The following is a 20,987-nucleotide window of genomic DNA, read 5'->3' on the forward strand; positions in this document are numbered from 1 at the left end:
GTTCGGACGACGGCCATGACTTCAGCCTCGAACCCGGCGGCAATCGGCGCGCAAGCGCCTTTTGCCGTTCGGCGCAACAGCCCGGGCGTACTGCCCGGATTCGGCATTTCCATGGGCTACGCGGTGCTGTATCTCAGCGTGCTCGTGCTGATCCCGCTGGCCGCCTTGCCCATCAAGAGCGCCGGCCTGGGATGGCAGGGTTTCTGGGACGCGGTGACCGCGCCGCGCGTGATGGCCTCGTACAAGCTGACTTTCGGCGCGTCGTTCATCGCCGCGCTGGTGAACCTGGTGTTCGGCACGGTCGTCGCCTGGGTGCTGGTGCGCTATCGCTTTCCCGGCAAGAAGATCCTGGATGCGCTGGTCGACCTGCCGTTTGCGCTGCCGACGGCGGTGGCGGGCATCGCGCTGACGGCGCTGTATTCGCAGAAGGGCTGGCTGGGCGGGCCGCTGTCCGACTGGTTCGGCCTGAAGGTGGCGTTCACGCCGCTGGGTATCGTCATCGCGCTCATCTTCATCGGGGTGCCGTTCGTCGTGCGCACGGTGCAGCCGGTGCTCGAAGACGTGGAGCGCGAAATCGAAGAGGCCGCCGCCAGCCTGGGCGCGGACCGCTGGCAGACCTTCCGGCGCGTGCTGCTGCCGACGATCATGCCGGCCCTGATGACGGGCTTTGCGCTGGCGTTCGCGCGGGCGGTGGGCGAGTACGGCTCGGTGGTGTTCATCGCCGGCAACATGCCGATGGTGTCCGAGATCACGCCGCTGCTGATCATTTCCAAGCTGGAGCAGTTCGACTACGCCGGCGCGGCCGCCATCGCGACCGTGATGCTGGTGCTGTCGTTCGTGCTGCTCCTCATCATCAACCTGTTGCAGGGCTGGCAGGCGCGCCGCGGCCTGGGGAGGCAGTCATGAGCGCACCGGATCGTCCCGCGCATTTGACCGAGCCGCGCTGGGTGCGCGGCGTTTTGCTGTTCATCGCGCTGGGATTTCTGGCGCTGTTTCTGCTGGTGCCGCTGGCGGCCGTGTTTGCCGAGGCTTTCCGCAAGGGATGGGCGCTTTATCTTGAAGCGATCGTCGAGCCGGACGCCTGGGCGGCCATCCGGCTGACGTTGCTGGTCGCGGCCATCGCCTTGCCGGTGAACCTGGTGTTCGGCGTCGCCGCCGCGTGGGCCATCACCAAGTTCCAGTTCCGCGGAAAGCAGTTCCTGATCACGCTGATCGACTTGCCGTTCTCGGTGTCGCCGGTGGTGGCGGGCCTGGTGTTCGTGCTGCTGTTCGGCTCGCAGGGCTGGTTTGGCGAATGGCTGCAGGCCCACGACATCAAGATCGTCTACGCGGTGCCCGGCATCATTCTGGCGACGTTGTTCGTGACCTTTCCGTTCGTCGCGCGCGAGCTTATCCCGCTGATGCAGGCGCAAGGCAGCGAGGAAGAGCAGGCGGCGCTGACGCTGGGTGCGAGCGGCTGGCAGATCTTCTGGCGGGTGACGCTGCCGAACATCAAGTGGGGCTTGCTGTACGGCGCGATCCTGTGCAATGCGCGGGCCATGGGCGAATTCGGCGCGGTGTCGGTGGTGTCGGGCCAGATCCGCGGGCTGACCAACACGATGACGCTGCATGTCGAGATTCTCTACAACGAATATCAGTATTCCGCGGCGTTCGCCGTTGCCTCGCTGCTCGCGCTGCTGGCGCTGGTGACGCTGGTGGCCAAGAACGTGGTCGAGTGGCGCAACGCGCGCCTGCAGCAGAACGCGGACCAGCCGGTGGAGTATCCCGGCGCCGCGGTAGCCATCAAGCCGGCGGTCGCCTGACGTGACCGGCCGGACAAGGAGACAGGCATGAGTATCGAAGTACGCAATCTATCCAAGCGGTTCGGACAGTTCCGCGCGCTGAACGACGTGTCGCTGCACATCGAAACCGGCGAACTCGTGGCGCTGCTGGGCCCGTCGGGCTGCGGCAAGACGACGCTGCTGCGCATCATCGCCGGGCTGGAATCGGCCGATTCGGGTAGCGTGCTGTTCGCCGGCGAGGACGCCACCGCGGTGGACGTGCGCCAGCGCCAGGTGGGATTCGTGTTCCAGCACTACGCGCTGTTCAAGCACATGACGGTGTTCGAGAACGTGGCGTTCGGCTTGCGCGTCAAGCACCGTTCGCAGCGCCCGTCCGAGGACCAGATCAAGCGCAAGGTGCACGACCTGCTGGGCCTGGTGCAACTGGACTGGCTGGCCGACCGCTATCCGGCGCAATTGTCGGGCGGACAACGCCAACGCATTGCCCTGGCGCGTGCGCTGGCGGTCGAGCCGCGCGTGCTGCTGCTGGACGAACCGTTCGGCGCCCTGGACGCCAAGGTCCGCAAGGAATTGCGCCGTTGGCTGCGGCGGCTGCACGACGAGTTGCACGTGGCCAGCGTGTTCGTCACGCACGATCAGGAAGAGGCGCTGGAAGTCTCGGACCGCGTGGTGCTGATGAACGCCGGCCGCATTGAGCAGGTGGGCACGCCCCGCGAGGTCTGGGAAGGTCCGGCCACGCCGTTCGTCTACGGCTTCCTGGGCGACGTGAACCAGCTCCAGGGCACGGCCACGCGTGGCGTGTTCGAAGGGGCGGGCCTGTCGCTGCCCGCCCCGGAGCTGGCGCAGGCCGATGCGCAGCGCGCCACCGCGTACGTGCGTCCGCACGAGTTCGAGGTCGAGCGTTATCGCGCCGGCGCGGATGGCATCCCGGTCCGTCTGTCGCACGCCTATCTGGCCGGTCCCAGCGCGTATCTGGAACTGGCGCGCCAGGACACGGACGCGATCATCGAAGCCGAGGTACCCGAATCGCTGTATCAGGAGCTGAATCTGCGGGACGGCGAAATCCTGCTCGCGCGTCCCCGCCGGGCGCGCATCTTTGCGGTGCAGCCATGACGACGACCGATACCTCCGTTGAACTGACCCCGGCGCTGGCGGCGCGCTGGCGCGATCTGACCGAGCGCCTGGCGGACATCCAGCGCCGTTATCCGGACGCCGCGCTGGCGTCGTCGCTGGCGGCCGAAGACATGGTGCTGACACACGCCATCTACGACGGCGGCCTGGACCTGGAAGTGTTCACTCTGGATACCGGCCGCCTGCACGCCGAGACGCTGGGCGTGCTGGACGCCGTGCGGGAGCGCTATGGCCATGAGGTCACCGTGTACCGGCCCGTTCAGGCGGCGGTCGACGAGCACGTCGCGGCGCACGGCGCTTATGCCTTTTACGAAAGCGTCGATCTGCGCAAGGCCTGTTGCCAGATCCGCAAGGTCGAGCCCTTGAAGCGCGCGCTGGCCGGACGGGGCGCCTGGATCACCGGACAACGGCGCGCCCAGTCCACGACGCGCGGCGAGCTGCTGCTGGAAGAGGACGACGCGACCTTTGGCCTCTACAAGTTCAACCCGCTGGCCGAGTGGAGCGAGGACGAGATCTGGTCCGCCATCCGCGCGCTTGGCATTCCGTACAACCCGCTGCACGACCAGGGCTACCCGTCCATCGGTTGCGAACCCTGTACGCGCGCCATCCGCCCCGGCGAAGACCTGCGGGCAGGGCGCTGGTGGTGGGAGTCGTCCGACTCGAAGGAATGCGGCCTGCATGCGGGCAACCGGGTCATCACCATTGCGGCGCGCGCCGATTGAGCGCGGCCATGAATTCAAAATTGTTTTAGGGGAATATCTATGTCTGCCGTGATCCAACGCAGCCACCTGGATTGGCTGGAATCGGAAGCGATCTTTATCCTGCGCGAAGTCGCCGCCGAATGCGAAAAGCCCGTCCTGCTCTTTTCGGGCGGCAAGGACTCCGTCGTGCTGCTGCGCCTGGCCGAAAAGGCCTTCCGGCCGGGGCGCTTTCCGTTTCCGCTGATGCACATCGACACCGCCCACAACTTCGACGAGGTGATCGCCTTTCGCGATGCCCGCGCGGCCGAGCTGGGCGAAACCCTGATCGTGCGCAGCGTTGAAGACTCGATCAAGCGCGGCAGCGTCGTGCTGCGCCGCGAGACCGATTCGCGCAACGCGGCCCAGGCCGTGACGCTGCTGGAAGCCATCGAGGAGTTCGGGTTCGACGCCTGCATCGGCGGCGCGCGCCGCGACGAGGAAAAGGCGCGCGCCAAGGAACGCATCTTTTCGTTCCGAGACGAGTTCGGGCAGTGGGATCCCAAGGCTCAACGCCCCGAACTCTGGAACCTGTTCAACACCCGCGTGCATCGCGGCGAGAACATGCGCGTCTTTCCGATCTCGAACTGGACCGAGCTGGATGTCTGGCAGTACATCCAGCGCGAACAGCTGGCGCTGCCGCCGATCTATTACGCGCACGAGCGCGAGGTGGTGCGCCGCAAGGGCCTGCTGGTGCCCGTTACCCGCCTGACGCCGCCGGCGGAAGGCGAACAGGTTGAGCGCCTGTCCGTCCGGTTCCGCACGGTGGGCGACATCTCGTGCACCTGCCCGGTCGCCTCCGACGCCGCCGACACCATGGCCATCATCGCCGAGACCGCCGTGACGGACATCACCGAGCGCGGCGCCACGCGCATGGACGACCAGACTTCCGAGGCCTCGATGGAGCGCCGCAAGAAGGAAGGTTATTTCTGAATGAGATGACGCGCCGGCGCATGCCGGCGCCTGGGGAACCACATGAATGCACTGAACGATTCCTTTCTTTCCGGCGCCGACACCGGCGTGCTGCGGCTGATCACGGCGGGCTCCGTCGATGACGGCAAATCCACGCTGATCGGCCGCCTGCTGTACGACAGCAAGGGCGTCTTCGCCGATCAGCTGGACGCGATCTCGCGCGCCAAGCACAAGCGGGTGGCGGGCGACGGCATCGACTTTTCGCTGCTGACCGACGGCCTGGAAGCCGAACGGGAGCAGGGCATCACCATCGACGTCGCCTACCGCTACTTCTCGACGCCCACGCGCAAGTTCATCATCGCCGACGCGCCGGGCCACGAGCAGTACACGCGCAACATGGTGACCGGCGCGTCGACCGCGGACGTCGCCGTGATCCTGATCGACGCGACCCGCGCCGCCGACGGCAAGCTGCTGCCGCAGACCAAGCGGCACAGCACCATCGCGCGTCTCTTGGGCATCCGCCACATCGTCGTGGCGGTCAACAAGATGGACCTGGTGGACTGGGACCGCGCGGTGTTCGAACGCATCCGCGATGCCTATGCGGACCTGGCGGTCAAGCTGGGCATCCCGCACTTCGACGCGCTGCCGCTGTCGGCGCTGAGCGGCGACAACGTCGTCACGTTGTCTGCCAAGACGCCCTGGTACGAAGGGCAGCCGCTGCTCGCCCTATTGGAATCGCTGGATCTGTCGGGCGACGGCCGCACCTTGCCGCTGCGCTTTCCGGTGCAGTGGGTGTCGCGTCATGGCGGCGATCGCGCGGATGATTTCCGCGGCTATGCCGGCCGCGTCGCCAGCGGCGTGCTGCGCCCCGGCGACGAAGTGACGGTGCAGCCGTCGGGCGTGACGGCGGTGGTGCAGGAAATGCGTGCGTTTGATCGTGCGCTGGATGAAGCGGTGGCTGGCGATTCGATCACGCTGGTGCTGGACCGCGACGTCGACGTGTCGCGCGGTGACGTGATCGTGCACACCGCAGCGCCGGCGCAGGTCTCGCGCGAGTTCGAAGCCGAACTGTGCTGGCTGGATGCGCAGGCGTTGAATCCTGCGCGCAAGTATCTGCTGAAGTCAGGCACGCGGCTGACGTCGGCGAAGGTGCGCGCGGTGTTGTCGCGTCGGGACATCCATGAACTGCAGGAGGTCGAGAACACAGAAGGCACCTTGCGCATGAACGACATCGGACGCGTGACGCTGACGACGCGCGAGTCGCTGGCGGTTGATCGTTATGACGATGTGGCGGCGACCGGCGCGTTCATTCTGATCGACGAAGCCACACATCAGACGGCCGCGGCGGGCATGCTGCGGTAAACCGCAATTTTGGATGAAAGGCGGGCCCGCGCGGCCCGTTTTTTCGTGTTGTTTTTCGTCCAAACCCAATGCTGGCGCGGGTTTCCGGGCCATATCGCAAGATGAAATCGAATTGTTCAGACGATGTCTTCTTCTTGCGGTAAAGTTGGGCTGTCTTACGAAAAGGCTTTTGGTGCTTGTCAAAACCACTGTGTTTTTGTACAGTAGTTTTTATGGCACGCACCGATCATTCTTTTCCCGCCGGTTCTGGGTCCCCGGCTGCCGCCCCCGCCGCCTTGCGCGGTCGGGGTGCGGTTACTAATGTTCGGCATCGCTTTCAGCGCGATGACCGCGTGCAGGTCGACGACGGCTGGTCCGCTTCCGGTCTGCCTGCCGACTTCGTCGATTCTGTCCCCGATTCCTTTCCCGATATTTCATCGTCTGCCGGGCAAGCCGCTGCGGTTGAACAGACTGCAGGCGCTGCTGCCCGCGCCACGGTCATCCCCATCCTGCCCGACACGCGCTCCACGCCGGCCGCCCCTAAAACCACGGTCACTGCAGAAGAGGCGCGCAAGATCCTGTCGCGCAACGATTCCCCTGACATTCCCTTTGAAGTGGCTGCCAATCCGTACCGCGGTTGCGAGCACGGTTGCGTGTACTGCTATGCCCGGCCCACGCATTCCTACCTGGGTTATTCACCCGGGCTGGACTTCGAAACCCGGCTGGTCGCCAAGGCCAATGCGGTCGAGGCCCTGCGCGCCGAACTGGCCCGCCCCGGCTACAAGCCGTCGCCCATCAATATCGGCTCGGCCACCGACGCCTACCAGCCCATCGAGCGCGACTGGCGCCTGACGCGCGGCATGCTCGAACTGGCGCTTGAAACCCGCCACCCGGTCACCATCGTCACCAAGAACGCGCTGGTTGCCCGCGACCTGGACCTGCTGGCGGCTCTGGCGCAGCAGAATCTCGTGGTGGTCTACATCAGCATCACCACGCTGGATGCCGGCATGGCCCGCACGCTGGAACCGCGCGCCGCCGCGCCGTGGCGCCGCCTGGAAGCGGTGCGCAGCCTCACCGACGCCGGCGTGCCGGTGGGCGTGCTGGTGGCTCCGGTCATTCCGTTCATCAACGACGAATCCATGGAACACATCCTCCAGGAGGCCAAGGCGGCCGGCGCGCATTACGCCAGCTACACGGTCCTGCGCCTGCCCTGGGAGGTCAAGACGCTGTTCGAGGACTGGCTCAACGCCCATTACCCGGACCGCGCGCAACGCGTCCTGCATCGCATCGAAGACCTGCGCAACGGCCGCCGCAACGATCCCAACTTCGGGTCGCGCATGCGCGGCACGGGCATCTGGGCTGACCTGCTGCGCCAGCGTTTTGCCGTTGCCACGCGCAAGCTGGGGCTGAACCGTACCCGCCTGTCGCTCGATTGCAGCCGGTTCGTGCCGCCCGCGGCGCCCGGTGCCTCAGCGTCGCTATTCGATGGCTCGGCGTCCGGAGCTGCAGGAGTTGACGCAGCGGGTGCTGCAACCGGCGTAGCCGCAACGCCGTCGGGATCAACCAGCGTTGCTGGCGATGCCCGCACGGCTGGCGCCGGCAACGCGGCCGGCTCCGCCAATGCCGCTACCGATTTTCAATCCCCGGTTGGCGCGAAAGCGTCTTCAGGGGTCCCTTTTCCTGGTGGTTTGCCCGCGGTCAGCGGCGCATACGGGCGCGGTGCGCGCCAGTTGCGCGCCATGGCGGCCGGCCAATTGTCTTTGTTCGATTGACCGCAGGCTGCTGTTGCCTCGGGTGCATGCCAGGGCGATTTGCCTCGGCGCTGGAACGTTTATCCAAGGAGTTCCCATGAACACCGCTGATTTTTCCGTCCTGCCGGATGAGCTTGTCGTTTCCCTGAATCCGCTGCGCCGCGGCGCCAACCGCGCGCGCATCTTCTGCGCCCGGCTGACCGGCATGGCGATGCCCTGGAGCGGCACGATGTCCGGCCAGCCGGCACGGTCGACGCGCATGCCCGCCCGCTGGCCGTTCCCCCCGGCGCCCACCCCCGAGGAAGTCTCGGGCGCCGCAGGGGAGGCCGTCGCGCCGGCGGCCAGTGCTCCAGCGGTTGGCGTCCCGGCGGCCGGCCTTCCGGCGGCTGGCGTACTGGCGGGTCTGCCCGTTGCCGACGCTGCCACTTCCACGCCGGCCGCGCCCGTCGCTGCGGCGCGCAATCACAGCATCGGAGACGCCAAGGCGCAGCCGGTGGCCAATCAGCTCACGATGAAAGCCATGATTACGGACGTAGTGCTGGTGCTGGCCTGGGGCGCGATGATCCCCGGCCTGATGTGGTTGGGCGTGGCTGGCGGCTTCTGATGGCCGCTGGCTTCTGACGACCCGCGGCGGCGGTCAGCTCGACCCCAGCAGGATCACGCCCGCCAGAATGGACACGCAACCAGCCAGACGGCCCACGCCCACTTTTTCGCGCAGCAGGAACATGCCGGCCAGGGTGCCGAGCATCATGGACATTTCCCGGGCAGGCGCCACCAGGCTTAGCGGCGCGCCGTTGCGCAGCGCATACAGCACCAGGATGTACCCCAGCGGCGACAGAAACCCCACGGCCAGTGCCAGATGCCAATGGCCGCGCATGGATTCCCACGATTGGGTGGGGCGGCGCAGCATATGCGGGGTCATCATGGCGGTGCGGGTCACACAGGTAAACCAGTCGAACAGCACCGGACTGATCAGCAGCACTTTCACGCCGTACGCGTCCACCACCGTATAGGCCGCGATGAACAGGCCGATCACCACGCCCCAACGCACGCCGATCCACGCCTGAGCCTGCTTGAAGATAGCGAGCCGACCCTGGGTGGCGATCAGCAGCACGCCGGCCACGACGCACAGCATGCCGGTGATGCCGGAGCTGGTGGCGGGTTCGCCCAGCAGCAGGAAAGCGCCTGTCGTCGACAGCAGGGGGCCGGTGCCCCGCGCAATCGGATACACCACGGACAGGTCGGCCACCTGATAGCCGCGCTGCAGGCACAGGCTGTAGCCCAGATGCAACAGGCTGGATGTCAGGATGGCGCCCACGACGGGCCAGGTCCAGTTCATGCCGTCGTGCATCAGCACCCAGATCACCCACGGCGCATACAGCACCGTCGCGCACAAGCCGTAGGCAAAGACGAACGGCGCGCCCACCATGGCCGCGCGCTTGGCAAGGAGGTTCCACGTGGCGTGGGCCATCGCCGCCAGGACGACCAATATCAGGGACGAGTACGACATGAGGGAACAGCGTCAGATGACGTGTTTGTTACAGGGAGTTGGAAGGGTACCGCAAACCGTGCTCAAGGCGCACATGTTACCCGAGGCTCTGGGGAATTTTTGGTGTAGAATCATCGGTTTGCCAAATCTCATCCTCTGCTTGCGGCATAGCATCGCAATACACGCCAACAGGAAAACCGCACTGCGGCTTACCTAGTGGACAGGTTGCCATGCACACGCACCAGGCCGGATGTGGCCGAAGTCTTGATTCTTCAGTCTGGAATCCTGGGCCACGCGAAAGCCGGGCGTGAACAACATCGATCGGCAAAAGTTTTAGTCCGCAAAGACATGATGATCTAGGAGTTCACATGAACCTCATCGCTATCCTGGAACAGGAAGAAATTGCCCGTCTGACCGGCGGTCAAGCCAAGCCTGAATTTGCTCCTGGTGACACCGTCATCGTGAGCGTCAACGTCGTTGAAGGCACCCGCAAGCGCGTGCAGGCTTTCGAAGGCGTTGTTATCGCCAAGCGCAATCGCGGCCTGAACTCCGCGTTCACCGTGCGCAAGATTTCGTCGGGTGAAGCCGTGGAACGTACGTTCCAGCTGTACTCGCCGCAAATCGCCAGCATCGAAGTGAAGCGCCGCGGCGACGTGCGCCGCGCCAAGCTGTACTACCTGCGCTCGCGCTCGGGCAAGTCGGCTCGCATCAAGGAAAAGCTGGTCAGCAAGCAAGCCCCCGCGGCTTGATCGCTTATCGGTACACGGCCCTGACAGTGTCGGACGTTCACGCCAATCCGCGTTTCCGTCCGGCACGGTTTTCCGGGTTAAAAAGGCACCTGCGAGGGTGCCTTTTTTCTTACTTCTGAGCGTATGTCTGAAACCTCGTCCTCCGCGCGGCCTCGACGGCCGCTGGCGCGCCCCGGATTCGACCCGGCGACGCAACCGTGGGTGGTGGCCAACGAATCGCTGCCGCCCGTGCCCACCCGCCTGCTGACGCCGGATTCCCTGCGCGGCACGCTGAGCCAGCCGTCCACCTGGACGCTGGAGCTGTCGCGCGACAACGATCTTCGCTATCCCGGCCGCGAGGGCACGCCTGTGCCCGCTGCCGTGCTGATCCCGCTGGTGACGCGCGACGAGGGCGTGAACATCATGCTGACTCAGCGCGCGGCGCATCTGCACGACCACGCGGGCCAGATCAGCTTTCCCGGCGGTCGCATCGAGACCAGCGACGCCACGCCGGTGGATGCGGCGCTACGCGAAGCCCAAGAAGAAACGGGCCTGCCGGCCAATCATGTCGAAGTCCTGGGCAGCATGCCGCCGTACCTGACGGCGACCGGCTTTTCGATCATTCCCGTGGTGTCGCTGGTGCGGCCGGGTTTTGAACTGGCGCCCGACGCGTTCGAAGTGGCCGAGGTGTTCGAGGTGCCGTTGTCGTTCCTGATGGACCCGGCCAATCATCGCCTTTATGAAGCCCGGCTCGATGACGGACGGGTGCGCCAGTATTACGGCATGCCGTACGGCAAGCACTTCATCTGGGGCGCCACTGCGGGCATGCTGCGCAACCTCTATCACTTGCTGCGCCACGGATTCACGCCGCGCTGATTGGCCTTTGAATCCGCTTCGGAAGATCGGGCGTGCAGGCCCGCACAAGCAAACGGCCCCGATGGGGCCGTTTTCAATGGGGGGCGCGGCAAGCGTCAGTAGCGCTGCTGGCCCGCCAGGTTTTCTTCAAGGATGCGTTCGTACAGCGCGTAGCGCGCCGGATCGATCCTGCCGCTCTGCAGCGCCGCCACCACCCCGCACCCGGGTTCGTGGCGGTGCGTGCAGTTGTAGAAGCGGCATTCCTCGATGGGCTGCGTGAACTCCGGAAACCCGCGAATGATGTCATCCCGCGTCAGGTGATGCAGACCGAAGGCCTGGAACCCCGGTGAATCGATCAGGTCGCCCCCCGGCGCCGGCAAATGGTAGAGCCGGGTGCTGGTGGTCGTGTGCTTGCCCATGTCCAGCGCGGTGGAGTGCTCGCGCGTCGCTGCGGCGGCATCCGGCACCAGCGCGTTGAGCAGCGTGGATTTGCCCATGCCGCTCTGTCCCAGCAGCAGGTTCGTGCGGCCGGCCAGGCGCGGCGCCAGCAACGTGTGGACTTTTTCGGGCTCGAGCGCGCTCAGTTCGATGATGTCCACGCCCAGCGCCGCGATGGGCGCGAGCCGCGCGCGCGCGGCCGGCAGCTCGTCGGTCAGGTCCGTCTTGTTCAGGATGATGAGGGGCGCGATGCCGGCGCTCCATGCGCCCGCCAGCGCGCGGCCGGTCAGGTCGTCCGAAAAGGTGGGCCGGACAGCCACGACGATCAGCAACTGGTCGACGTTGGATGCAAACTGCTTGGACCGCATTTCGTCGGAACGATAGAGCAGGTTGCTGCGGGGCAGAATGGCGTCGATGGCGCCTTCGTCCTTGCCTTGCGGCGTGATCTTGACCCGATCGCCCACTGCGGCGCCGGTTTTCTTGCCGCGCGGGAAGCACTTGCGTAGGGCCCCATCGGCCAATTCCACGGTGTAGTGGCGGCCATGCGCGGCGATGATGCGGCCTTCCATCGGCGCGCTCATGCGGCGGCCGCCATCAGGTGGCGGATGCGCACGGCGGCAGGAGGGTGACTGTCGTAAAAGGCGGAATGCACAGGGTCGGGCGTCAGGGTTGCAGCGTTGTCGTCGTACAGCTTGACCAGCGCCGAGACCAGACGGTCCGGCGAGCTTTGCTCGGCGGCATAGCGGTCCGCTTCGAATTCGTCGCGGCGCGAGTACCAGCTGGCCAGCGGCGTCAGCATGAAGGTGAATACAGGAATGACCAGGAAGAACAGCAGCAGCGCCATGGCGTCGTTGCGGCCGCCCAATTGCGGCATCACGCCCAGGCCCACATAGAACCACGGCTGCTGCGCGATCCAGCCCAGGATGGCAAAGAACACCAGCGCGGCGGCAAAGCTGAAGATCACGCGCTTGATGATGTGGCGCTTGGCGAAATGCCCCAGCTCGTGCGCCAGTACGGCCTCGATTTCGTCGGCGTTCAGGCGGGCCAGCAGGGTATCGAAGAATACGATGCGGCGGGATTTTCCGAAGCCTGTGAAATACGCGTTGCCGTGGGCCGAGCGGCGCGAGCCGTCCATGACGAACAGGCCATTCAGGGCAAAGCCGCAGCGCTGCGCCAGACGCTGGATGCGGCCGGCCAGTTCAGGGTCGGACAGCGGCGTGAACTTGTTGAAGAGCGGGGCGATGAACATCGGGTAGATGATCAGCAGGGCCAGGTTGAACACGGTCCATAGCGCCCAGGCCCAGATCCACCAGTAGGCGCCGGCGCTGCCCATCAGCCACAGCACCGCGGCGGCGAGCGGCAGGCCCAATACCGCCGCAACAAGGAGACCCTTGGCGGCGTCGGCGACGAACAGCCCCGGCGTCATGCGGTTGAAACCAAAACGCGCCTCCAGCTTGAACTGCCGCCAAAGCGTGAAGGGCAGACCGAGCAGGCCCAGCACCAGCGCAACCACCACCAGCAGCAGCATCTGCCGCACGAAGTCGTTGCTGGTAAGCTGGCTGACCATCAGGTCGATGAACTGCAGGCCGCCCAGCAGCGTCAGGGCGACCAGCACCAGGGCGTCATAGGTGCGCTCGAGCATGCCCAGCCGAACCCGCGCCACGGTGTAATCCGCTGCCCGCTGATGGCTGGTCAACCCGATGCGATGGGAGAATTCCGCGGGCACCTGGTCGCGATTGCGGGCGACATGGCGGATCTGGCGTGACGCCAGCCACATGCGCACGGCAATATCGGTCAGCAGGAAGGCAACGAACAGCAGTGTGAACATGGGCAAAGCGTTTTGCTCAAGAAGGGATGTGCGAAAATCGCGCGTTTTAAAGGCAAATTATATGGCTGCGAACGAAAACCGCCTGATCTGGCTCGACATGGAAATGACGGGGTTGGACCCCGAGAAAGAACGCATTATCGAGGTCGCCGTCGTGGTGACCGAACCCGACCTGACGGTCGTGGCCGAAGGTCCGGTCATCGTCGTGCACCAGTCCGACAGCCTGCTCGACGCGATGGACAACTGGAACAAGTCGACCCACGGCAAGAGCGGGCTGATCGACAAGGTCAAGGCGTCCACGGTGACCGAGGCAGAGGCAGAGGATACGCTGTTGGCGTTTCTTGCGCAGCATGTGCCGGCGGGCAAATCGCCCATGTGCGGCAACACCATCAGCCAGGACCGCCGCTTCATGTTTGCCTACATGCCGCGCCTGGAACAGTTCTTCCATTACCGCAACCTGGACGTCAGCACGCTCAAGGAGCTGGCGCGCCGCTGGGCCCCAGCCGTCTACAAGGGATTCGAGAAAAAGAGCCGCCACGAAGCGCTGGCCGACATCTACGAGTCCATCGACGAGCTCAAGTATTACCGCGAGCATTTCCTGAAGGTCTGAGACCGTCGGCGGACCGCCCGGTTCCCACGGACTTTCGCCGCACCCGACTGTCATGCCGTCCTACTCCGTCGCGCAGATCCGCCAAGCCGAACAGCGCGCCCTGGCAACGGGGCGTGCGCTGATGCCGCTGGCCGGCGCGGCGGCGGCCGGCTTCGTCGCGGCGCGGGCGCCGGCCGGCACGTCGATTCTGGCGCTGGCCGGGCCCGGCAATAACGGCGGGGACGCATTGGAAGCGACTGCGCTATTGCTGGCGCGCGGCCTGGATGTCCTCGTGGTGCTGCCGTCGGGGCCAGACAGGCTGCCTGCTGATGCAGCGCGCGCCTGGGACCGCTGGCTGGCCGCGGGCGGAGCATCCCGGACGCACGCCGTGTTGCCGGCCGGGCCGTTTCAGGGGCTGGTCATTGACGGGCTGTTCGGCATCGGCTTGAACCGTCCGCTCGATGCCGCGTGGCAATCCCTGATCGACACGGTCAATGCGTGGCAGGTTCCGGTGCTGGCGCTGGATGTGCCCAGCGGCATTGATGCCGACACCGGCGTGGCGCTGGGCCGCCCGATCCGGGCGCGATGGACGTTGTCGTTCATTGCGGCATGCCGTGGACTCACGCTGGCCGGCGCAGGACGCGAGGCGGCGGGAGAATGCCACGTCGACACGCTGGGCATCGTCATGGCCGGCGAGGACAGCCCGGGCCGCTAAACCCGCAACGCGCCGGCCGTCAGGCTGGCCGGCCGCCAAAGCGCGATTCGACTTCGGACGACAGGGGGCGGTAGCGTTCGTTGTCCTGCCCGGCCTGGGCATTCAGGTGGGTTTCGGAGGGATCGAACACCTTCCAGTAGAGCCGTCCGCACAATTCCCGCGCGGCGTGCCCGGGCCAGTTGTCGGGCAGCATGGGGGCGGGCAGTTGCGGATCGTGCAGCACGATCCGGCGCCAGTTGTGCAGCACCATGACGCGGACGGTGAACGCCTCGGCGGGCGAGGGCGCCTCGTCCAGCAGCTTTTCCAACGGGCCGAAGTTGCGCGAGAACTGGCGGTATTGCTCGGCCACGTCGTCCAGGTTCCAGCATTGCGTGGCCAGGCTGGCGATCGGCAGCCCGCCGGCGCCGGCCAGGTCGCGGGCCGACAGCACCAGCGCCCGGTCCGGGATGCCCAGCTTTTCAAGAATGTCGTGCGCGGCGCGCGCCTCGGTGTGCGGATGCGCAAACAGCCCCGGCGCGATCATGCCGAAGCCTTCCCACGTCAATTCGCGGCGCAGCTCGCCGCGTTCTGCCAGTCCGTTGCCTGTGCGCGGCAGCGCGACCAGCGTCCATTCCCCGTTCCATTCCTTGGCGCCGCCCACGTAAATGCGCTGCGACGCGTGCGACGTGTGGCGCAAGCCCTGCTCGGAAATCAGGTAAAGGCTGCGCCGGCCATGGCGTTCGGATTGCAGCCAGTTTTGCGCCACCAGACGAAAGACGCTGGTGCGCAGCAGGCGTTCGTTGATCCCGAGCGGGGCCAGAAGCTCGATCAGGCTGCCCAGCCAGATGGCGCCGCCGTGCGGCGCCAATGCATCGCCCAGCACGCTGACGCAGAGCGATTTCGCGCGGGGCGGATCGCTTTTCAATAAGCGGGACAGAGCGCGTTCCAGGGTCGACTGAGGGTTTGCCATGAGGAGGGCCGCGGACGGCCGATATCGGGATGCCGGATATGATACATAAATCCAATGTGATACAGATTTGAGTTTGACAATGATTTTTTTGTATTAAATAATCGTCTCATGACATGACGGCACTGCGCAGCGTTTGCTTTGCGTTTTCGCAAACCGTCTCAAGGAGACAACTATGTACGCTCAACTCGTCGAAACCGGCGTCAAGCAGGTCAAGACCGCGGACCAGCTTGAAGGCCTGGAACAGACGTTCCAGCGGCGCATCGACGACGGCGTCCGCATCGAGGCCAAGGACTGGATGCCCGAGGCCTACCGCAAGACGCTGGTGCGGCAGATTTCGCAGCACGCGCACTCGGAAATCGTGGGCATGCTGCCGGAAGGCAACTGGATCACCCGCGCGCCGTCCCTCAAGCGCAAGGCCATCCTTCTGGCCAAGGTGCAGGACGAGGCGGGCCACGGGCTCTACCTGTACAGCGCCGCCGAAACGCTGGGCGTGTCGCGCGACGACCTGATTGACGACCTGCACGCCGGCCGCGCCAAGTACTCCAGCATCTTCAATTACCCCACGCTGAGCTGGGCCGACATCGGCATGATCGGCTGGCTGGTCGACGGCTCGGCGATCATCAACCAGATCCCGCTGTGCCGCTGTTCCTACGGCCCGTATGCGCGCGCCATGGTGCGCGTCTGTAAGGAAGAGTCCTTCCATCAGCGCCAGGGTTACGACCTGCTCATGCAGATGTGCCTGCACGGCACGCCCGAACAGAAGGCAATGGTTCAGGACTCGCTCAACCGCTGGTGGTGGCCCGCGCTGATGATGTTTGGCCCGTCGGATGCGGATTCGCCCAACAGCGCCCAATCGATGGCCTGGAAGATCAAGCTCTTCTCCAACGACGAGCTGCGCCAGAAGATGGTGGACCAGACCGTGCCGCAGGCCGAGTACCTGGGCCTGACCGTGCCGGATCCCGATCTGAAGTGGAACGCCGAGCGCGGTCACTACGATTTCGGTGAGATCGACTGGACGGAGTTCTACGCCGTGCTCAAGGGCAACGGTCCGTGCAACCGCGAACGGCTTGCCGCGCGCGTGAAGGCGCACGAGGACGGCGCCTGGGTGCGCGACGCGCTAGTCGCCTACGCCGACAAGCAGTCCGCCCGTAAAGCCGCCTAGAGGTCCCCCCCCCGGAGCGCTGCGCGCTTCCCCCCCAGGGGGGCGCCGCAGCGGACCGGCGGAGCCCGGATCCGCGCGGCCCCGCTGGCCCTCGCTGCGCTTCGGGATTGGGCACATCAGGCATTCGCAGTCCTAATTCATTTATTGCAGACCGGCCGTGCACTGCGCACCCGGCACTAGAGGAAATCCATCATGAGCAAAGACTGGCCTCTGTGGGAAGTCTTCATCCGCAGCCAGCACGGCCTGGCGCACAAGCACGTGGGCAGCCTGCACGCGCCGGATGCGGAAATGGCGATCAATCACGCCCGCGACGTGTACACGCGCCGCAACGAGGGTCTGAGCATCTGGGTGGTGCGTGCGTCGGATATTTCGGCCAGCAGCCCGGGCGACAAGGATCCGCTGTTCGAGCCGGCCAACAGCAAGGTCTACCGGCATCCGACCTTCTTCCCGATGCCCGAAGAAATCAAGCACATGTAAGGCGGGTGGGGGAGACATGGACAAAGCATTGTTTGAATACCTGCTGCGCCTGGGCGACACGTCGCTCATCCTGTCGCAGCGGCTGGGCGCCTGGACGGGCCACGGTCCCATCCTGGAAGAGGACCTGGCGCTGACCAATACCGCGCTCGACCTGCTGGGCCAGGCCCGCATGTGGCTGACGCTGGCCGGCGAGGTCGAAGGCGCGGGCCGCGACGAGGACGCGCTGGCCTATCTGCGCGACGCGCACGAGTTCCGCAACGCGCTGCTGGTCGAGCGCGACAACGGCAACTACGCCGACACCATGGCGCGGCAGTTCCTGTTCGACGTCTGGCACTACTTCCTGCTGCAGCGCCTGGAGGCGTCCACGGATGAGCGCGTCGCGGCCATCGCGGCCAAGTCGCTCAAGGAGGTGACCTATCACGTGCGCCGCTCCTCGGACATGGTGGTGCGTCTGGGCGATGGCACGGCGGAAAGCCACGCCAAGATGCAGGCCGCCATTGACGACGCCTGGCGTTTCACGGGCGAGCTCTTCACCGACGACGATATCGACCAGGACGTCGCGGCGCGCGGTATCGGTTGTGTCCTGTCTGCGCTGCGCCAGCCGTGGCTTGCGCACGTGTGCGAAGTGCTGGAAGAAGCCTCACTCACCGTTCCCGACGAAGCCGCCGCCAACCACGCCGCGCATCGCGGCGGCCGGCAGGGCAAGCACACCGAGGCGCTGGGCTATGTGCTGGCGGAGATGCAGCATCTGCACCGCGCCTACCCGGGAGCCACGTGGTGAACGCGCTGGCGCCCATTTCCGCCGACCAGGTCTATGCCTGGCTGCAGGAGGTCCCGGACCCCGAGATCCCCGTGCTGTCCGTGGTGGACCTGGGCGTGGTGCGTGACGTGTCGTGGGACGGCGATGCATGCGTCGTCGTCATCACGCCCACCTATTCGGGCTGCCCGGCCATGCGCGAGATCACGCAGGACATCCGTCAGACGCTCGAACGCCACGGCGTGTCCGAGGTCCGGGTGGAGACGCGTCTTGCGCCCGCCTGGACGACCGACTGGATGAGCGAAAAAGGGCGCGAGGCGCTCAAGGGCTACGGCATCGCCGCGCCCGCTGAACGCGCCATCGACATTTCGGGCATCAGCCGCCGCACGGCGGCCCCGGCCATCGCCTGCCCGCGCTGCGGCTCGCGCGACACGCGGCTGGTCAGCAATTTCGGGTCGACGTCGTGCAAGGCGCTGTATCGCTGCGTTTCGTGCCGCGAGCCCTTCGATTATTTCAAGACTCACTAAAGAGTGGTTTCGAGATGAGCCAGAACCAATTCCATGCTTTGAAGGTGGCGTCCGTGGCGCGCAATACGCGCGATGCCGTGGTCGTGACCTTTGATCTGCCCGACACGCTGACGGACGAGTTCGCCTTCCTGCCCGGCCAATACCTGACGCTGCGCACCCAGCTCAATGGCGAAGAACTGCGCCGTTCGTATTCGATCTGTTCGGCGCCGCACGACAAGCTCTTGCGCGTGGCGATCAAGAAGGTCGACGAGGGCGTGTTTTCGAGCTGGGCCAATCACGAATTGCAGCCCGGCCAGACCCTGGAGGTCATGGCGCCGGCGGGCAACTTCACGGTGGACTTCTCGCCCGAGAACCAGCGCCACTACGTGGCGTTTGCCGTGGGCAGCGGCATCACCCCCGTGTTTTCGCTGGTCAAGACGGCGCTGTCGACCGAGCCGCGCAGCAAGTTCACGCTGTTCTTCGGCAACCGCGCGTCGTCCGCGGTGCTGTTTCGCGAGGAAATCGAGGACCTGAAGAACCTGTACATGGACCGCTTTTCGCTGGTCTACGTGATGAGCCGCGAAACGCAGGACATCGAGCTCTTCAACGGCCGCCTGGATGGCGACAAGGTCGACCAGCTGATGTCGGCCTGGATGAGCCCCGAGGATATCGATTACGCTTTTGTGTGCGGTCCGCAGACCATGACCGAGAGCGTGGTCGAACGGTTGCAGGCGCGCGGCATCCCCAAGTCGAACATCAAGTTCGAGCTCTTCGGCGCACCCAAGGGCCCGCGCGCGCTGCGCACCGGCCAGGACGCCCCGCAGGCGCCCGGCAAGGGGCAGTGCGAAGTCACCGTGGTGCAGGACGGACACAGCCGCATGTTCGTCATCGACAAGAACAAGGACAGCGTGCTGGATTCGGCGCTGGCGCAGGGCATTGAACTGCCGTATTCGTGCAAGGGCGGGGTGTGTTCCACCTGCCGTTGCAAGGTGATTGAAGGCGAGGTGGACATGGACGCCAACTTCGCCCTTGAAGATTATGAAGTCGCGCGCGGGTTCATCCTGAGCTGCCAGAGCTTCCCGGTCAGCGACCGGCTGGTCATCGACTTCGACCAGGAAACCTGACCCGGCGCGCGCCAGGCAAGCATTCAAAACTTATTGGAGAGACGAGCGTGTCCCAGAAATTCTTCGAACGTCACCAGCCCCTGCTGGAACAATCCCTGGCTGCCGCCGCGCTGCGCGGCTACTGGAGCCCGTTTGCCGAGTCGCCCAGCCCGCGCAACTACGGCGAGACCGCCAACGACGAAGGCCGCGCCGCCTTCGAAGCGCTTCAGGGCAAGCCCTTTCCGCTGAACCTGCATGATGCCGACGGCGTCGTGGGCGGCGAAAAATCTCCCTATGGTTTCGACCTGGGCATCACGTATCCCCGCGTGCCGGCGGACAAGCTGATCGCCGCCTCCAAACGCGCGCTGGAAGACTGGCGCCGCGCCGGTCCCCACGCCTGGGTGGGCGTGTCGCTGGAAATCCTGGCGCGCCTGAACAAGCTCAGCTTCCAGATCGCCTACGCGGTCCAGCACACCACGGGCCAGGGCTTCATGATGGCCTTCCAGGCCGGTGGCCCCCACGCGCAGGACCGCGGCTTTGAAGCCGTGACCTACGCCTGGCAGGAAATGTCGCGCATCCCGGGCATCGCCGTCTGGGAAAAGCCGCAGGGCAAGAACGATCCCATTCGCATGGAAAAGCAGTTCACCGTCGTGCCGCGCGGCGTCGCGCTGGTGATCGGCTGCTCGACCTTCCCGACGTGGAACGGCTACCCGGGCCTCTTCGCCAGCCTGGCGACGGGCAACACCGTCATCGTCAAGCCGCACCCGGGCGCGATCCTGCCGCTGGCCATCACCGTGAAGGTGGCGCGCGAAGTGCTGCAGGAAGCGGGCTTCGATCCCGACGTCGTGCAACTGGCCGCGCACGAGGCAGGTGACGACACTGCGCAGAAGCTGGCGCTGGACCCGGCCGTCAAGATCGTTGACTTCACCGGCAGCACCGCCAACGGCGACTGGCTCGAAAACAATGCGCGCCAGGCTCAGGTCTACACCGAGAAGGCCGGCGTGAACCAGGTCATCATCGATTCGACGAACGACCTGAAGGGCGTGGCCCGCAACCTGGCGTTCTCGCTGGCCCTGTATTCCGGCCAGATGTGCACCGCGCCGCAGAACATCTACGTGCCGCGCGACGGCATCAACACGCCGGAAGGCCGTGTCAGCTTCGACGACGTGGCCGCCGCGCTGGGCGTGGCGCTGGAAAAGGTGGGCGCCGACGCCGCCAAGGCCGTCGAGCTGACGGGCGCCATCCAGAACGAAGGCATTGTCGAACGCATCGAGAAGGCTCGCGCGCTGGGTCTGCCCGTTGTGGCGGACAGCAAGACGCTGGCGCATCCCCAGTTCGAAAACGCCCGCGTGCGCACGCCGCTGCTGCTGCGCACCGAGGCCGGCAATGCGGCGCTGGGCCAAGAGTGGTTCGGCCCCATCGCGTTTGTCGTCGCCACGGATTCCACCGCTCACAGCATCCAGCTGGCGCGCGACAGCGTCATCAAGCACGGCGCGCTGTCGCTGTCGGCCTACACGACGGATGATCGCGTGGCCGAGCAGGTGCAGGACGCCGCCGAAGTCTCGGGCGTGTCGCTTTCGCTGAACCTGACGGGCGCGGTGTTCGTCAACCAGACCGCCGCCTTCAGCGACTTCCACGGCACCGGCGCCAATCCGGCGGCCAACGCCGCGCTGTCGGACACGGCGTTTGTCTCGAACCGCTTCCGCGTGGTGCAAACCCGCCGTCACATCTAAGCCGGGCG

The 20,987-nt window shown here is 65.7% G+C and carries 22 protein-coding genes; 18 read left to right on the forward strand and 4 right to left on the reverse strand.

What is annotated here, in order from left to right; all coding sequences use genetic code 11:
- Positions 1-15 precede the first annotated feature (15 nt).
- From cysT to AC6CIE_RS12140, 8 genes are all read left to right on the forward strand, one after another.
- Positions 16-906, forward strand: coding sequence for a sulfate ABC transporter permease subunit CysT (gene cysT / locus AC6CIE_RS12105; protein ID WP_218345141.1), 891 nt, complete (start codon positions 16-18; stop codon positions 904-906).
- Complete coding sequence (cysW, locus tag AC6CIE_RS12110) at positions 903-1,802, forward strand: sulfate ABC transporter permease subunit CysW (protein WP_175124719.1); 900 nt, start codon at positions 903-905, stop codon at positions 1,800-1,802. Before cysT ends, cysW begins: the two co-directional genes overlap by 4 nt.
- A gap of 27 nt (positions 1,803-1,829) precedes the next feature.
- Positions 1,830-2,894 (forward strand): sulfate/molybdate ABC transporter ATP-binding protein, encoded by a 1,065-nt coding sequence (locus tag AC6CIE_RS12115; RefSeq protein ID WP_175124718.1) that lies wholly within the window; start codon positions 1,830-1,832, stop codon positions 2,892-2,894.
- Positions 2,891-3,634 (forward strand): phosphoadenylyl-sulfate reductase, encoded by a 744-nt coding sequence (locus AC6CIE_RS12120; RefSeq protein ID WP_498092294.1) that lies wholly within the window; start codon positions 2,891-2,893, stop codon positions 3,632-3,634. The genes AC6CIE_RS12115 and AC6CIE_RS12120 overlap by 4 nt, the downstream gene beginning before the upstream one ends.
- A gap of 39 nt (positions 3,635-3,673) precedes the next feature.
- Entirely contained in the window at positions 3,674-4,582 is a 909-nt protein-coding gene (cysD, locus tag AC6CIE_RS12125) for a sulfate adenylyltransferase subunit CysD (protein WP_175137476.1), read from the forward strand.
- Positions 4,583-4,624: 42 nt separating this feature from the next.
- Positions 4,625-5,923, forward strand: coding sequence for a sulfate adenylyltransferase subunit 1 (locus tag AC6CIE_RS12130; protein WP_498092295.1), 1,299 nt, complete (start codon positions 4,625-4,627; stop codon positions 5,921-5,923).
- A gap of 212 nt (positions 5,924-6,135) precedes the next feature.
- Positions 6,136-7,674 carry a PA0069 family radical SAM protein gene (locus tag AC6CIE_RS12135; protein WP_498092296.1) on the forward strand — a complete coding sequence of 513 codons (1,539 nt, stop codon included), beginning with the start codon at positions 6,136-6,138 and terminating at the stop codon, positions 7,672-7,674.
- Between the two features lie 76 nt (positions 7,675-7,750).
- The gene (locus AC6CIE_RS12140) at positions 7,751-8,257 is read left to right on the forward strand and encodes a hypothetical protein (RefSeq protein WP_498092297.1); all 507 of its coding nucleotides are present in this window, start codon (positions 7,751-7,753) and stop codon (positions 8,255-8,257) included.
- Positions 8,258-8,290: 33 nt separating this feature from the next.
- Here AC6CIE_RS12140 and AC6CIE_RS12145 read toward each other — a convergent pair whose 3' ends face one another.
- A complete protein-coding gene (locus AC6CIE_RS12145; RefSeq protein ID WP_498092298.1) occupies positions 8,291-9,163 on the reverse strand; it encodes an EamA family transporter in 873 nt (290 codons plus the stop codon).
- Between the two features lie 347 nt (positions 9,164-9,510).
- Here AC6CIE_RS12145 and rplS point away from each other — a divergent pair, with 347 nt between their 5' ends.
- On the forward strand, positions 9,511-9,891 hold the full coding sequence (gene rplS / locus AC6CIE_RS12150) for a 50S ribosomal protein L19 (protein WP_175124715.1): 381 nt from the start codon (positions 9,511-9,513) through the stop codon (positions 9,889-9,891).
- Between the two features lie 123 nt (positions 9,892-10,014).
- Positions 10,015-10,746 (forward strand): CoA pyrophosphatase, encoded by a 732-nt coding sequence (locus tag AC6CIE_RS12155; RefSeq protein WP_175137478.1) that lies wholly within the window; start codon positions 10,015-10,017, stop codon positions 10,744-10,746.
- Positions 10,747-10,841: 95 nt separating this feature from the next.
- Here AC6CIE_RS12155 and rsgA read toward each other — a convergent pair whose 3' ends face one another.
- Positions 10,842-11,744 carry a ribosome small subunit-dependent GTPase A gene (rsgA, locus tag AC6CIE_RS12160; RefSeq protein ID WP_175137479.1) on the reverse strand — a complete coding sequence of 301 codons (903 nt, stop codon included), beginning with the start codon at positions 11,742-11,744 and terminating at the stop codon, positions 10,842-10,844.
- Positions 11,741-12,991: a M48 family metallopeptidase gene (locus tag AC6CIE_RS12165; RefSeq protein ID WP_218345135.1), complete on the reverse strand. Its 1,251-nt coding sequence runs from the start codon at positions 12,989-12,991 to the stop codon at positions 11,741-11,743. The genes rsgA and AC6CIE_RS12165 overlap by 4 nt, the downstream gene beginning before the upstream one ends.
- Before the next feature lie 61 nt (positions 12,992-13,052).
- On the opposite strand from AC6CIE_RS12165, the gene orn reads away from it, so the two are divergent.
- Both orn and AC6CIE_RS12175 read left to right on the forward strand, forming a co-directional pair.
- Complete coding sequence (orn, locus tag AC6CIE_RS12170; RefSeq protein WP_105237948.1) at positions 13,053-13,598, forward strand: oligoribonuclease; 546 nt, start codon at positions 13,053-13,055, stop codon at positions 13,596-13,598.
- Positions 13,599-13,650: 52 nt separating this feature from the next.
- Positions 13,651-14,292: an NAD(P)H-hydrate epimerase gene (locus tag AC6CIE_RS12175; protein ID WP_498092299.1), complete on the forward strand. Its 642-nt coding sequence runs from the start codon at positions 13,651-13,653 to the stop codon at positions 14,290-14,292.
- Between the two features lie 19 nt (positions 14,293-14,311).
- On the opposite strand, the gene paaX is transcribed toward AC6CIE_RS12175, so the two are convergent.
- Complete coding sequence (gene paaX, locus AC6CIE_RS12180; protein WP_498092300.1) at positions 14,312-15,241, reverse strand: phenylacetic acid degradation operon negative regulatory protein PaaX; 930 nt, start codon at positions 15,239-15,241, stop codon at positions 14,312-14,314.
- Positions 15,242-15,413: 172 nt separating this feature from the next.
- Between paaX and paaA the strand changes: the two genes are divergently transcribed.
- The 6 genes from paaA to paaN all read left to right on the forward strand — a co-directional run bounded on the left by paaA (position 15,414) and on the right by paaN (position 20,979).
- Positions 15,414-16,403, forward strand: a complete 990-nt coding sequence (paaA, locus tag AC6CIE_RS12185) for a 1,2-phenylacetyl-CoA epoxidase subunit PaaA (RefSeq protein WP_175124709.1) — start codon at positions 15,414-15,416, stop codon at positions 16,401-16,403.
- 192 nt (positions 16,404-16,595) lie between these two features.
- Positions 16,596-16,880 carry a 1,2-phenylacetyl-CoA epoxidase subunit PaaB gene (paaB, locus tag AC6CIE_RS12190; RefSeq protein ID WP_006388300.1) on the forward strand — a complete coding sequence of 95 codons (285 nt, stop codon included), beginning with the start codon at positions 16,596-16,598 and terminating at the stop codon, positions 16,878-16,880.
- 16 nt (positions 16,881-16,896) lie between these two features.
- Positions 16,897-17,661, forward strand: a complete 765-nt coding sequence (gene paaC / locus AC6CIE_RS12195; protein WP_498092301.1) for a 1,2-phenylacetyl-CoA epoxidase subunit PaaC — start codon at positions 16,897-16,899, stop codon at positions 17,659-17,661.
- Positions 17,658-18,164: a 1,2-phenylacetyl-CoA epoxidase subunit PaaD gene (paaD, locus tag AC6CIE_RS12200; RefSeq protein ID WP_218345130.1), complete on the forward strand. Its 507-nt coding sequence runs from the start codon at positions 17,658-17,660 to the stop codon at positions 18,162-18,164. The genes paaC and paaD overlap by 4 nt, the downstream gene beginning before the upstream one ends.
- 14 nt (positions 18,165-18,178) lie before the next feature.
- Entirely contained in the window at positions 18,179-19,267 is a 1,089-nt protein-coding gene (gene paaE / locus AC6CIE_RS12205) for a 1,2-phenylacetyl-CoA epoxidase subunit PaaE (RefSeq protein WP_498092302.1), read from the forward strand.
- Positions 19,268-19,314: 47 nt separating this feature from the next.
- Complete coding sequence (gene paaN / locus AC6CIE_RS12210) at positions 19,315-20,979, forward strand: phenylacetic acid degradation protein PaaN (protein WP_175124706.1); 1,665 nt, start codon at positions 19,315-19,317, stop codon at positions 20,977-20,979.
- The last annotated feature ends 8 nt before the right edge of the window (positions 20,980-20,987 follow it).

This window comes from Achromobacter sp. GQ309, assembly GCF_059759315.1.